Annotated in this window: 14 protein-coding genes; 9 read left to right on the top strand and 5 right to left on the bottom strand. The window is 35.6% G+C overall.

All coding sequences use genetic code 11. The features are described 5' to 3' along the window. From HR057_RS09475 to HR057_RS09460, 4 genes are all read left to right on the top strand, one after another. Complete coding sequence (locus tag HR057_RS09475; RefSeq protein WP_173731185.1) at positions 1–1,068, top strand: YheC/YheD family endospore coat-associated protein; 1,068 nt, start codon at positions 1–3, stop codon at positions 1,066–1,068. A gap of 6 nt (positions 1,069–1,074) precedes the next feature. After that, a complete protein-coding gene (locus tag HR057_RS09470) occupies positions 1,075–2,448 on the top strand; it encodes a YheC/YheD family endospore coat-associated protein (RefSeq protein WP_173731184.1) in 1,374 nt (457 codons plus the stop codon). A gap of 326 nt (positions 2,449–2,774) precedes the next feature. After that, positions 2,775–3,833, top strand: coding sequence for a YheC/YheD family protein (locus HR057_RS09465; RefSeq protein ID WP_173731183.1), 1,059 nt, complete (start codon positions 2,775–2,777; stop codon positions 3,831–3,833). 312 nt (positions 3,834–4,145) lie between these two features. Then, positions 4,146–4,352 (top strand): hypothetical protein, encoded by a 207-nt coding sequence (locus HR057_RS09460; protein WP_173731182.1) that lies wholly within the window; start codon positions 4,146–4,148, stop codon positions 4,350–4,352. Between the two features lie 117 nt (positions 4,353–4,469). Here the strand turns inward: HR057_RS09460 and HR057_RS09455 are convergent, their stop codons facing one another. Both HR057_RS09455 and HR057_RS09450 read right to left on the bottom strand, forming a co-directional pair. Then, the gene (locus HR057_RS09455) at positions 4,470–4,730 is read right to left on the bottom strand and encodes a metal-sensitive transcriptional regulator (RefSeq protein ID WP_173731181.1); all 261 of its coding nucleotides are present in this window, start codon (positions 4,728–4,730) and stop codon (positions 4,470–4,472) included. A 109-nt stretch (positions 4,731–4,839) separates the two neighbouring features. Then, positions 4,840–5,094 carry a hypothetical protein gene (locus HR057_RS09450; RefSeq protein ID WP_329955864.1) on the bottom strand — a complete coding sequence of 85 codons (255 nt, stop codon included), beginning with the start codon at positions 5,092–5,094 and terminating at the stop codon, positions 4,840–4,842. A gap of 343 nt (positions 5,095–5,437) precedes the next feature. Between HR057_RS09450 and HR057_RS09445 the strand changes: the two genes are divergently transcribed. Beyond that, positions 5,438–5,647, top strand: a complete 210-nt coding sequence (locus HR057_RS09445; RefSeq protein ID WP_173731180.1) for an alpha/beta-type small acid-soluble spore protein — start codon at positions 5,438–5,440, stop codon at positions 5,645–5,647. 313 nt (positions 5,648–5,960) lie between these two features. Then, complete coding sequence (locus tag HR057_RS09440) at positions 5,961–6,107, top strand: FbpB family small basic protein (protein WP_173731179.1); 147 nt, start codon at positions 5,961–5,963, stop codon at positions 6,105–6,107. A gap of 133 nt (positions 6,108–6,240) precedes the next feature. On the opposite strand, the gene HR057_RS09435 is transcribed toward HR057_RS09440, so the two are convergent. Then, entirely contained in the window at positions 6,241–7,101 is an 861-nt protein-coding gene (locus HR057_RS09435) for a DUF5667 domain-containing protein (protein WP_173731178.1), read from the bottom strand. 179 nt (positions 7,102–7,280) lie between these two features. Here HR057_RS09435 and HR057_RS09430 point away from each other — a divergent pair, with 179 nt between their 5' ends. Both HR057_RS09430 and HR057_RS09425 read left to right on the top strand, forming a co-directional pair. Next, positions 7,281–7,502, top strand: coding sequence for a hypothetical protein (locus HR057_RS09430; protein ID WP_173731177.1), 222 nt, complete (start codon positions 7,281–7,283; stop codon positions 7,500–7,502). Positions 7,503–7,747: 245 nt separating this feature from the next. Continuing rightward, positions 7,748–9,931 carry a malate synthase G gene (locus HR057_RS09425; protein WP_173731176.1) on the top strand — a complete coding sequence of 728 codons (2,184 nt, stop codon included), beginning with the start codon at positions 7,748–7,750 and terminating at the stop codon, positions 9,929–9,931. Between the two features lie 72 nt (positions 9,932–10,003). Here HR057_RS09425 and HR057_RS09420 read toward each other — a convergent pair whose 3' ends face one another. Together HR057_RS09420 and HR057_RS09415 are read right to left on the bottom strand one after the other, a co-directional pair. Continuing rightward, positions 10,004–10,897, bottom strand: a complete 894-nt coding sequence (locus HR057_RS09420) for a LysR family transcriptional regulator (protein ID WP_173731175.1) — start codon at positions 10,895–10,897, stop codon at positions 10,004–10,006. 211 nt (positions 10,898–11,108) lie between these two features. Beyond that, positions 11,109–11,918, bottom strand: coding sequence for a tyrosine-type recombinase/integrase (locus HR057_RS09415; protein ID WP_173731174.1), 810 nt, complete (start codon positions 11,916–11,918; stop codon positions 11,109–11,111). 232 nt (positions 11,919–12,150) lie between these two features. Between HR057_RS09415 and HR057_RS09410 the strand changes: the two genes are divergently transcribed. Next, positions 12,151–13,026, top strand: a complete 876-nt coding sequence (locus HR057_RS09410; protein ID WP_173731173.1) for a cation diffusion facilitator family transporter — start codon at positions 12,151–12,153, stop codon at positions 13,024–13,026. Positions 13,027–13,312 lie beyond the last annotated feature (286 nt).

The raw sequence follows: 13,312 nt of genomic DNA, 5'->3' as shown, positions 1-13,312 counted from the left end.
ATGCTTACTTTTGGCTGTTTAACTTTAAACAAAAATATTGAGCGTGAATACTTTACACAAATTGCGAAAAAAGGAAGGCTGTTCGGTTTTGAAGTTTTTTGCTTTTCTCCTGCAGATATTGATCCAAAAACCGAACTTGTTCACGGAAAAAAATACAATCCAGAAACAGAGAACTGGGATCATTCTATTTTTCCAATTCCAACATATATTTACGACCGCTGTTTTTATTCTTCAGAAGATGTACTAAAAAAATACGGTCCCATCGTCCAATGGATGAAAAATCGGAAAGATATTTTTTTCATCGGCCATGGCCTTCCGAACAAGTGGAAAATTTACAACGAACTCTCTTCCCATCCGATCCTAAAGTATTATATTCCTGAAACAATAAAAGCAGAAAGTGCGGACGATATTTTCAATGTGTTAAAAAAACATAAAAAAATTATTTTGAAACCAGAAAATGGCGCCCAAGGAAGAGGCATTATTGCTCTTTCCATGAAAGGAAGAAAAATTGAACTTATAACTGCCCGTCATAAAAAAATCATTCGGAAAATATTTTCAAAAAAGGACGATCTAAAAAAATGGTTAACACAACTTTTAAACGTCCATTCCTACTTAGTTCAAGAATATTTGCCGCTTCATGACGAAGAAATGCGTCCGTTTGATATTCGCATATTCATGCAAAAAACGGAAAACAACAATTGGCAAGAACTAGGCCGGGGGATTCGTAAAGGGATCGAAGGGTATATCATTTCAAATCTACATGGCGGCGGCACCGTCGAAAAATTCGAAAATTTTCTGCGAACGGTTGACCGAAAAAAACGGCAACTCTTGCTTGAAGATATCGAAACGATTGTGACACATCTCCCGCAAACACTTGAACAAAGTTTTGGTCCGTTATTTGAATTAGGCATTGATATTGGTGTCGCAAAGGATGGCTCTGTTTGGGTGCTAGATACGAATTCAAAACCTGGACATAAAACGATTTTATTAACGAATCCAGCAATCTCAGAACAGCTTTACTCTGCACCGCTTACATTCTGTAAACAGATGGATTTGCAAAGGAGCTGATATTTAGTGACTCTATTTTTTATAAAAAAAATTCCTGAACAAACAAACGATGTTTGGCTCCCTGAGCCGTTATATTCCGAATGCAATCAATTTGAATCTATAGCGTTCGGACATGAATTAAGCCAATGCAAAGTGAGGCGTTCAAAAGAATTTGCCACTATTTCAATTGGTGAACTTCTTTGGAATAAACTAACCATTCCATATGAAAACAAAGTCCATGTCATCGCCCATGAAGGCATTCTTCATATCGGACCGTTAATCGGCATTTTCACAGCAGGCTTTACCGGTACGTTGCTAAGACCAATCGGAGATCGGTCTCTATTTTTCGCAAAACTCTTATCGATGGAGCGAAAAGTCGGTGCTTATACATTTGTCTTCGGAGCCAATCATATCAATTGGGAATCGGGAAGAATCAAAGGTCTATTTCATAATAGTGACGGATGGAAGCAATTTGAAGTCCCTTTTCCTAATGTCGTTTATGATCGCCTGCCAAATCGAAAAACGGAAAGTCATACCGTCTTAAAATCAATCAAAACAAAACTTCAACAAGAGTATTTAATACCTTGGTTTAATCCTGGCTTTTTCAATAAATGGGAAATCCACCAAATTTTCAGTGCCCATCCTGAAGTTGCACACTTTTTGCCGGAAACCATCGCAAATCCAACGATGGAGGAAATCGAAGCCCTTTTTAAAAAATATAGTCATATTTATGTAAAACCGATCAACGGCAGCCTTGGATTAGGAATTCATCATATCATAAAACCTGCAGATGAAAACGCATGGTATTGCCGTTTCCGCCAAGATGACCAAAATTACTTGCGAAAATATAAATCACTTGAAGCGCTTCTTAGGCATCAATTTAAAACCACCCATCTAAAAGGGCTTCTAGCCCAACAAGGAATCGGGCTCATTCGATATGAAGATAAACCGATTGATTTTAGAATCCATACAAACAAAGATGAATCCGGACATTGGAAAGTAAGTGCTATGGCTGCAAAAGTTGCTGGCATTGGCAGTGTGACCACCCATGTTGCTAGCGGAGGCACTGTTAAAACAATTGATGAAATTATTAAACTAGCACCGCTCCCTACTGACATTGCCCCAAAGCTGGAGCAAGCCGTTCTTAAAATGTCTAGCATTTTAGAAAAGGAAATAAAAGGGCCTCTTGGAGAAATTGGTTATGATGTCGGTATTGATAAAAATGGACGAATTTGGCTATTTGAAGCTAATTCAAAACCTGGCAGATCTATTTTCAAACACCCGAAATTAAGAGAGCTCGATCAACAATCAAGGGCATTGCCAATCTCTTATGCCGTCTATTTAACGAAAAAAGCAATTTATGAACCTGAAGTTCTTTTTAATCAACAACGAACAAAATAAAATCGCGAATTCCGATCCGATTGTTTTTTCTCCACCCATATGAAAAGCGACTGTTGCACAACGAAGGGGAAAGACACCCCGTTTGCAACGGTCATTTTTTTTAATAGCAAACTTTAAAACAGAACAATTTCTTAAAACAAACCTCATACAATTAGGTAAACAATAGTTTTCATTTATGAGGAAAGGAGGGGGCAAGGTGGAATATCAGATACTTGGGTACGAATTTCAAGTACCATGCGGTATCTGACGGCAATTCCTCCCCCACTCTTTCGTTGGGTTACTGCCCTTCTTCACGAATAAATTGGGGGTATCCTTGCCGGTTTTTAATGAAAAAAAATAACCACCCATACTTTGGTATTTTAACGACGGAAGGAAAAAATGCGCCGATTACAGGAAACTTTGAACTTTTCCGTGACCTTTCCCGGAAATTAGCCGAAAAAGGAAGAACTGTCGTCGTTTTAACATTATCATCATTAAAAAATAACAAAATCAATGGCGGCTATATTTTTTATGAGAAGAAAAATAGCTGGGCTTACGTCAGCAATATCGGTACACCAACGGTCGTATATAATCGCATCCCATACCGTAAAGATGAACAGACAGAACAATTTCAAGCTTTTTCATCTTGGTGCAAAAACAAACGCATTCCAATGTTTAATTGCAGTTTTTTTAAAAAATGGGATATTTATTCGATTTTACACAAAGATGCAAAATTAAAAAAACATCTTCCTTTTACCGAAAAAGTTCAATCAAAAGAACAACTCGAACAACGAATAAAAGACTTTCGCTCCCTTTATTTAAAACCAAATGACGGCAGCAAAGGAAATGGAATTTTTGTCCTTTCAATCAATGACAATGATAGCTTCCAATTAAAAGGTCATGGGCAAATATACGGTTCAACTTTTTTCCAAAATATTTGGGACCGAAAAATCACTCCACTACTTGAAAAAAGAGAATATATTATCCAGCAAAAAAAAGATCTACTGCAGCAAAATGAACGAACGTATGATTATCGCGTTCTCGTTCATCACGTAAAAAATAATTGGATTGTATCAGGAATAGGTATCCGTCAAAGCAAAAGAAATGGCATTACTACACATGTTTTAAAGGGAGGAAATTTACTCGAAGTAGACCAAGTGACGAACGAGAAAGACCTCGAATACATCCGATTGTTGGCCAGACGGACAGGAAAAGTTTTGGAAAGAGCATTTCGTCCAGGAGCTGTTAAAGAATTTTCAATGGATATTGGAAAAACAGTCGATAACCGATTTTTCATCTTTGATGTCAATTCCAAACCGATGAAATTTGACGAGCCGGATATTTATGAAAAAGGCTTGAATCATTTAGTCGAAATTTTTCTCGAATATGATACAAAAAGGGCTTAAAAATAGCCTCTTTTTTTCGTCCATCACCACTTACAATTACAGAGCATGTTTTTTCAGTGGACTAAAATGATCGATTTTAGAATTTCTTCAACATCGATCAGCTTAACTTCTATTATTCCCAAAAACTGTGGATATTCATGTGGTGATGACCTGCCAAAAAAATGATACAATCACATTTATAAGCGCCTAAGCTCGCTTTAAGGTTTAATAAAATGCTCTTTAGTCCCTTCCACTTCCCTATCCTTTTTCATTCGTCATGCATAGTTCATTTACATATGTGCAAATTAAGGGAAAAGGAGGAGGAACTAATCAATGGAACACAACGACAGAGAACAGGAAATTCAAGCATTATTAGCTAAAGACTCAAAATATGAAGGACGCGACCGTTATTTTATGGATGTCGATCGTATGATTAATGAAGGAATGGCTGGTGGAACGGTCATCACTAGAGGAGTGGAAAAACCGATCGACGACGATCGAAATATGCTTGAGGAAGAACCGCCTTTGGAATTGACATAAAAAGTTAAGCACAGGGCATTGTGAACTTGGCTTCTTGCCCTGTGCCTATTTTTGTAAACCATTAGTATAAAATGGGCGGCATATTTTTTAAATGAGTTTAACATCGGCGTCTATATTTTATCTGCTTTTCACAATTAATTTAACTGCTTCATTTATAACCTCTTCTGCACTTTCTCCTTTTTCCGCTTGCATGCGGATGCAATGCTCAAGGTTTTTAGCAACGACATAGCCGATTGTTCGATCTATGGCAGCGCGGACAGCAGATAATTGTGTAATCACATCTTTACAATCTTTATCTTCTTCCATCATGCGAATGATACCACGAACTTGTCCTTCAACTCGTCTAAGACGATTTTTCATATCTTGCGGATATTCCATTTTGTACACCATCCTTATAAATCAAATTACCCCACCATGTACTTAAATTATATAATATATTTCCATTAAAAGAAATCATTACACATTATTCTCATAAAAAATTATGGGATTAGAAGATTATTTCATCAATTAAATAAACCTGTTCTGTCAAGCAGTTCGGACAATAAAAAACATGGGGACATTGGTGGTTTTTTTGATCGTTCGGATAGCCATCAACTAACTTCGTTCCGTCAATTTCTAAATACGGACTATAATTATCAAAATAATCCATTAACCTTCCACAATCTTCAAGACTTGTCAGGCAGGTTGGACATTGATAATTTTTTTGCCCTAATTTGTTGCAAAGAGGACATACATACATCATACTAGTCTCCTTTTGATTACTTAAAAAATATTTTGTTACCTGTAAGTATGCGTATGTCTTCTTTAAACTACTACAACGATAGGGCACCAATAATTACCACTTGAAAAATGTATAGGACTTGAAAGAGTTCATAAAATACACTTAATAAAATTTCTCTAAAAGATATTATAATAAATACCAAAAATTACTACTCATACAACAAAAAGAACTGGATAACTTAAGAATACAACAAAGTATCAAATACAAATATAGGGTTAGCCTTCAAGGCAGTAAAGAATACTGTTGGTGCAAATCCAACTAACCCTACCATTACAACTAGAACATTCTCAAGGAGTGGATGATTATGCCAAACAACAACAGCAGCAACCAATTATTAGTTCCTGGTGTTCAACAAGCACTTGACCAAATGAAATATGAAATTGCTCAAGAATTTGGTGTAAACCTTGGTCCTGACACAACTTCTCGTGCTAACGGATCTGTTGGTGGAGAAATTACAAAACGCCTAGTATCTATGGCTCAACAACAATTAGCTGGAACTCGCGGTCAGTTTTAATAAAAATTTCATATGAATGGCTTCAAGGTCCCAAGCAATCCCCGCTTGGGACCTTTTATTTCCAAATTGGTAAAATCCACACAACTTCCCATCCAATCAACTTTTTTCCTCCTAACCCCCTCAACTATCCAAGTTTTGGTATTATATTAGCAGAATATTTCAGAAAATTGTTAAGATATTGTGAAATTATATACAAAAGTATTGAAAATGTGATTTATATCATATATTGTCGAATTAAAGAGAATTTATAATAAAACTATAAAAAAAATTATTATCACTGAAAGTGGTAAAAATAAATGGAGGATTGTTGACAATGAAAAAACGTATGTTACCATTCGAAGAGTTAGTAAAAGAAAATAAACGCGAGCTTTTGAAAAACGAAAAAGAATTGGACCGCATTGAGCTAAAATTAGAAAAAAGACATGAAAAAGAATTGCTTGCTGCCATTTCAAAACGTTAATTATAAGGTATCCTTTATGATCAAAGGATTCTCTAATAAATATAAATAATAGCAAGTGGTAAAAATGATTATTTTCACCGCTTGCTATTATTTTTTTCAGACCTTTTTCAAGCACTTGTCTTTTCAGACATAATTATCGCTCATTCTTTTTTTCTTGTTTTCTTTCTTCCTTCTTTTGTTTTTTCTCTAGTTTTTTCTTTTCATGGGCTAGTTTTCTTTCTTGTTTTTGTTCTTCTTTCAATTTCTTCCTTTCATCTTTCTGCTTCTTCTTTTCATGTTTCAATTTGTGGGGAGCACCTTTTTTTGATTCATCTGTTTCCTTTTTCTCATACTTCACTTCTTCTTTTAAAAGTTTCCCATAGTTTTTTTCATATTGTTTTGCTTGCTTTTCAAGATTTTTTGTAAGTTCTTTCAGTGCCTTCGGATTTTTTACATGCTGCATCGCATTCAGTAAACCATGAACATTATTCGAAAATGCTTCTTCCAGTTCTTTTTTTGCAGCTTCTATTTCTGCACTGTTTTTCAGTTTAGTTTTTTTCGATAAATCTTCTTTTTTAGCCCCATGTTCTTTTTTATCCAGAGATTGGTCAACAGTATTTCCACTCTCGCTTTGTCCGCTATAATCAAGCGCTTTGTTTTGCAATTCAACGGCCTTTTTTAATGTTTCATAAGCTAATTTTTCATCTCCATTTTTAAACAGAAGCTCTGCTTCATGTAACCGGTCTTGTGTAAATTGAACTAACAGTTTCGCCTTTTCGAGATCTTCATTGGCTAAAGCAAGTTTAATTTTTTCTGTTAATATTTTAGCAAAGTAAAATAAATCCCCAGGCAATACAACCGATTCGGAAACTTCTGTTTTTATTTCACTTTTCACTATATTTTCCTGCGCTGCCGTTTGCTCCGCAGATGCAACACTAGCTCCAAATGGAACGGTTAACATCGCGGCAACCATACATTTGGAAAGTGTTTTTGAAAACTTCTTCTTACTATTCATATGTATTGCTCTCTCCCTTTTAAGTATTTTACTTATTCATTCGCAAATCAAAAGAGATTTTTGACGCACGTTCAAAAAATTACGATTAAAGTCTTAACAAATGGACAATCTATGCTAAAATGAAAATATTCAGATAATATTAAGATGAATATTACTATTTTAGGAAGGAAGGAATTTTATTGTTTCGTGCAGGGTCTGCTCTTTTGTTGGGACTAGGGTTGATTTTAGTAGAAGCTTTTATTGTCATGGAAATTAAAAATTACGATACGATCAAACTGGGGACAAACGGCCAATTTATTACCGTTTGGCTCATTAATTCATTATTAGCATTTGCCATTTTGACTGATATAAAAAATTGGCTCACCAAGCACGAAAAAAGAGAATTTCAACATGATTTATAACATTGTCGAATAACGAGGCTGTCGATCAAGTGTCTAGGCTAATTTTTTTATAAAACACTTTTCGGCAAGCCTCTTTCTTTCTGTCTATAACCTTAGGGCATACTCATTATTCAAAAAATGTATTTTTAAGAATACGAAAAAACTTTTATAATAAAACCAAGAGAAATAGATGTAATTTTAAAAATTTTTTTGAAATGATCTGTTCAGGAGAGAACTATCTTTTTAAATTAGGGAGGAAACAAATGATGACGAACTATGAAAAAATCGGCAATTTACAGGTAGCTTCGATCCTAAAAGACTTTATTAACAATGAAGCTCTTCCAGGAACTCGCGTCACTGTTGAACAATTTTGGAATGGACTTGAGGCGCTCATTAAAGACTTAACTCCTGAAAACAAAGCGCTTTTAGCCAAAAGAGATGAAATGCAAAAAAGAATTAATGAATGGCATTTGAAAAATAAAGATTCCTTTCAATTTGAAGAATATAAAAGATTTTTACAAGAAATTGATTATATAGAAAAGGAAGTTGAAGATTTTACAATCAATACGGCAAATGTCGACGATGAAATTTCAGTCCAAGCAGGTCCTCAGCTTGTTGTGCCTGTTGATAATGCCCGGTATGCGATTAATGCTGCGAATGCCCGCTGGGGAAGCCTTTACGATGCGCTTTATGGAACGGATGCTATTCCAGAAGAAGAAGGTACAGAACGTACGGCATCATACAACCCGGCTCGCGGTGAAAAAGTTATCGCTTATGCAAAAGAGTTTCTTGATCAAACGATTCCTCTTCAAGAAGGATCACATAAGAACGCTGTTAAATATGAAATTAACGGTCAAACATTACAAGTTACCCTTGAAAATGGCGTAACAACAACTTTAAAAGATTCTGAAAAACTGATCGCCTACCAAGGGGAAGCAGAAAATCCATCTACTTTATTATTTAAAAATAACGGGCTTCATTTTGAAATTCAAATGGACAGAAACCATCCGATTGGTAAATCAGACCAAGCTGGTATTAAAGATATCGTAATGGAATCTGCCGTTACAACGATCATGGACTTTGAAGATTCTGTTGCGGCTGTTGACGCTGAAGACAAAGTTCGCGTATACCGCAACTGGTTAGGCCTTATTAAAGGCGACATCAGTGCGACATTCGAAAAGAATAACAAAATGATGACACGTACATTGAATCCTGATCGTACGTACACAACATTAACTGGTGAAACATTGACACTTTCTGGACGCTCACTAATGTTTTGCCGAAATGTTGGCCATTTAATGACAACAAATGCCATCTTAGATGAAAACGGCGAAGAAGTGCCTGAAGGAATTTTAGATGCAGCGATCAGCAGTTTAATCGCTTCCCATGACATCATTGGAAATACGAAATATACAAACTCTAAAAAAGGATCAATTTACATCGTAAAACCGAAAATGCATGGCTCTAAAGAAGTTGCTTTTAGTAACAAGCTGTTTGAACGTGTGGAAGACATGCTTCAATTAGAGCGCAACACAATCAAAATCGGTGTGATGGATGAAGAAAGACGTACATCCTTAAACTTGAAAAACTGCATTTATGAAGTAAAAGACCGGATTGTCTTCATCAATACAGGATTCCTTGACCGTACAGGCGATGAAATTCATACTTCCATGGAAGCAGGTCCTATGATCCGCAAAAACCATATGAAATCATCCACATGGCTCAATGCTTATGAAAAATCAAATGTAAATGTCGGTTTAACATGCGGATTACAAGGACGCGCCCAAATCGGTAAAGGTATGTGGGCAATCCCAGACATGATGGCAGAAATGTTAAAACAAAAAATCGGCCACTTAAAAGCGGGCGGAAACACAGCTTGGGTACCATCTCCAACTGCTGCAACATTGCATGCCCTTCACTATCATCAAGTCGATGTGGTCGAAGTTCAAAATGAGTTGAAGAAATCAATCGCTGATTTACAAGACGAAATTTTACAAATTCCAATCGAGAAAAATCCAAACTGGTCACCAGAAGAAATCCAACAAGAACTTGACAACAATGCTCAAGGCATCCTTGGCTATGTTGTTCGTTGGGTAGAACAAGGTGTCGGTTGTTCAAAAGTACCTGATATTAACAATATCGGTTTAATGGAAGACCGAGCAACATTGCGCATTTCAAGCCAACATGTGGCAAACTGGCTCCACCATGGCATTTGCACAAAAGAGCAAGTGATGGAAACATTAAAACGGATGGCAAAAGTTGTAGATGAACAAAATGCCGGCGACCCTAACTATCGTAATATGGCGCCTGACTATGAAAATTCTGTTGCCTTCCAAGCAGCTTGCGACTTGATCTTTAAAGGTTATGATTCACCAAGCGGCTATACGGAACCTATTTTGCATAAGCGTCGTGCGGAAGCAAAAGCTAAGTTTGCAGTCACTCAAAACTAAATAAAAAGTATATAACAAAAAATTCCATAAACTGATTAATCTTTTACGATAATCGGTTTATGGAATTTATTTTTATAACGATTGTTCTGTCCTTTTTTTAGCTAATGCAATAAATTCGCGGACAGCAAAAGATTGGTATTTATTTTTTTTCCAAATCATCCCTAATTCCAAAAAGACTTCTGGGCATTCAAAAGGAATTCCAACAATTTTTTCATTTTGAATGTTTTGGCATATTTTGCTTGGAAGTAAAGCAATGCCAAGTTTAGCGCCAACCATTTCGATGATGAAATCTTTTTGCGATGTTTCACACACAATATTCGGTGTAAATTCATATTTATGGCAAACATCTAAAATACGATCGTACAGCGAAAAATCTTTTCTATATAAAATAAACGGTTCATGCTCCAATTGGATAAAATCGATAACCTCATCTTTAGATAATGGATGATCTTTATGAACAATTACCATTAAAGGATCTTTTAATAAATTAATAACTTCAAAACTATCGTTTTTAATCGATGCATTACAAATAAGCCCAATATCTAAAGAACCATTTTCAACGCCATCTTTAATTACTTTTGAACCTACTTCAGACAAAATAATGTCAACTAAAGGGTAAATTTCTTTATATTGGCTAATTAATTTTGAAAAAAAAGCAGCTCCCATGATCGGCGGTATGCCAATTCGAATTTCTCCTTTTTTTAATTCCGCAATTTCAGTCAGCTCAGATGTTAAGTTATAAAAGGCCTCTAAAACGTTTTTTGCATTCATTAATACCGCTTTCCCTGCATCGGTTAGTTCCAATTGTTTTGGAGACCGATAAAATAACGGTACACCTAACTCCCCTTCTAAATTTTGAATCGCCTTGCTTAATGACGGCTGAGAAATATGTAAAGTCGATGCCGCCTTCGTGAAACTTAAATGCTTGGCAACCTCCGCAAAATATTCTAAATGTCGAATATCCAATTGTAACACCCCGCAATAAACAATATCCCCACTATATTTATCTCAATGTTTTTATTATCAATTATTTTACATTAATCATAGCTTTTTACAATGCAGTTTACAATATAAAAAGGCAGCTCCACCACGATAGCGAAGCTGCCAAACATGTGCTTTTTTTCTAATTTTTCGCAATTTATAAGACAAAGGAACCGAGTGTATCACAAAAAAATAATTAAGCTCCTTTTATTATATATCTTTTTGTAATATTTATATCATTATGTCCCGCTAATTGAGCAACAACTGCAATATCCAACCCTTTTTCAATCAAATCACGGCAAAATGTATGGCGCAATTTATGGGGATTGATATTATATTTTTCTAACATGTATTGGATAGATCGCGTTGTTAAGCGGTTATTTTGTTTTGAAATAAAGAGCGGCCCTTCATAATTTTTTGGAAATGTATCTAGATAGCTTTTTAAAATTTTGAGGGCATCTTTCGGAATTGGTACAGTTCTTTTCTTCCCACCATGGTGGTTATTGACTGTAACTGTGCCGATTTGACCAGAAATTACAATATCGCTTCTGTCTAATTTGCACAATTCAGATAGTCTAACTCCTGTATATAAAAGCATATAAACAATTGCAGTGTTTCGTAAATCGTTGTCTTTTTCAACTTCCCTTAATAGTTTTATACGTTCCTCTTCCTTTAAAAACTCAGGAACAGTCTGGTAAATATTTTTTTCCTTTTCCTTGCGCTTAATATTGGCGACAATCTCTGGTTGATTTAAATATTGTGCAAATACACGGATTGTTGCATAAATTTTATCAATCGTCGTCGCACTCTTTCCTTCCTCTTCAAGATCTTCCATATAAGCTTGAACATCATCATGTGTAAGTTTTTCCAAACTTCGATCTCGCATTTTCAACCAATTACTAAGTTTTTGAATCGCACTTTTATACGTGTTGATTGTGTTAGGAGATTTCTCTTGATGTAATAGCCACTCTTCAAAAAGTTCGATTTGACTAGCATCTGAATTCAATATGATCCCCCCATTACCAGACTAAGTCCATTATACACTTTATATTCGTAGAAGTAAAACCAAATTCAAAAATTGTCAAAATTTTATAATTTTAAGTGTTGGAATGATTAGTACGAAAAGAACCATTTTATTCGATTCGTTCAACAGGAACTGCTCATTTTTTTGGATGATATGGAAAATTATAAAAAAAAGAGTTACTATTTTATTTGAAGAATTAATGGAGGTTTCAATGATGGAGCAACAACAAGAACGGATCAATGAGTTAAAAATGGGCGAGCGCGGTGCAATCATCAGCATTATCGCCTATTTAATATTGGCTTCGCTGAAATTATTAATCGGATTTTTAACAAATTCGGAAGCATTAAAAGCAGATGGTTTTAATAATAGCACCGATATTATTGCTTCCGTTGCAGTACTCATTGGTCTGAAATTTTCCCAAAAACCAGCTGACAAAAATCACCGTTACGGACATTGGAAATCTGAAACTGTTGCTTCTATGGTGGCCTCTTTTATTATGATGACGGTTGGTCTGCAAGTGCTTTTTGCGGCTGTTACAACGATGTTTGAAGGAAAAGAGGAAGCACCAGACGTACTTGCAGCTTGGACAGGCTTAGGAAGCGCTTTCGTCATGTACATTGTATATCTATATAATAAAAGATTAGGGAAAAAGATAAACAGCCAAGCTGTCATGGCCGCAGCCAAAGATAATTTATCGGATGCTTGGGTTAGTGTTGGAACCGCAGTTGGTATTATCGGTTCCCAATTTAACCTTGCTTGGCTAGACCCGCTTGCAGCGCTAATTGTCGGCTTTCTGATTTGTAAAACAGCTTGGGAAATTTTTATTGATACGTCTCATAGCTTAACCGATGGATTTGACGAAAAGTTAATTGAAGATTATAAAGATACGATTTCCAATATTAAAGGCGTTGTCGGTGTCAAAGAAATCCGTGCAAGAAATTATGGATCGAATGCAGTTGTTGATATCGTCATTCTTGTTAATGCCAATTTGCCGTTAAAACTAGCCCATGACATTTCGACTGAAGTTGAAATTAAATTAAAAAAAGAACATGATGTATTCGATGTTCATGTCCATGTTGAACCGGCCTAATGAGGGATGCATGTCCAATTCAAGTTGGAAGTAGGTCCTTTGGATTTGGCGATTCAAAACATTCGATACATCATAGCTCTCTTCAATTTATTTGAAACTTCTAAACAGCGGCACATAAACGTTTGATACACCATGGTCTTTTCAGTTCATTTGAAATTTCTAAGCATGGCTCAAAAACGTTTGATCATTTATGGTCTTGGCCGTTCATTTGAGGTTTCTAAGCATCAACTCAAAAATGTTTGTTTTTTCATGGTCTTGGCCGTTCATTTGAGGTTTCTAAGCATCA

The sequence above is a fragment of the Calidifontibacillus erzurumensis genome, assembly GCF_013303125.1.
Lineage (GTDB): Bacteria > Bacillota > Bacilli > Bacillales > Bacillaceae_J > Calidifontibacillus > Calidifontibacillus erzurumensis.
The sequence above is the reverse complement of the archived record's forward strand: the minus strand, read 5'-3'. Positions and strand labels throughout refer to the sequence as shown.

Excerpts from the sequence above, each read along its gene's own strand:
- HR057_RS09475 (WP_173731185.1), top strand. The coding sequence starts at position 1 with ATGCTTACTTTTGGCTGTTTAACTTTAAACAAAAATATTGAGCGTGAA.
- HR057_RS09465 (WP_173731183.1), top strand. The coding sequence starts at position 2,775 with ATGAAAAAAAATAACCACCCATACTTTGGTATTTTAACGACGGAAGGA.
- HR057_RS09460 (WP_173731182.1), top strand. The coding sequence starts at position 4,146 with ATGGAACACAACGACAGAGAACAGGAAATTCAAGCATTATTAGCTAAA.
- HR057_RS09455 (WP_173731181.1), bottom strand. The coding sequence starts at position 4,730 with ATGGAATATCCGCAAGATATGAAAAATCGTCTTAGACGAGTTGAAGGA.
- HR057_RS09450 (WP_329955864.1), bottom strand. The coding sequence starts at position 5,094 with ATGATGTATGTATGTCCTCTTTGCAACAAATTAGGGCAAAAAAATTAT.
- HR057_RS09445 (WP_173731180.1), top strand. The coding sequence starts at position 5,438 with ATGCCAAACAACAACAGCAGCAACCAATTATTAGTTCCTGGTGTTCAA.
- HR057_RS09440 (WP_173731179.1), top strand. The coding sequence starts at position 5,961 with ATGAAAAAACGTATGTTACCATTCGAAGAGTTAGTAAAAGAAAATAAA.
- HR057_RS09435 (WP_173731178.1), bottom strand. The coding sequence starts at position 7,101 with ATGAATAGTAAGAAGAAGTTTTCAAAAACACTTTCCAAATGTATGGTT.
- HR057_RS09425 (WP_173731176.1), top strand. The coding sequence starts at position 7,748 with ATGACGAACTATGAAAAAATCGGCAATTTACAGGTAGCTTCGATCCTA.
- HR057_RS09410 (WP_173731173.1), top strand. The coding sequence starts at position 12,151 with ATGGAGCAACAACAAGAACGGATCAATGAGTTAAAAATGGGCGAGCGC.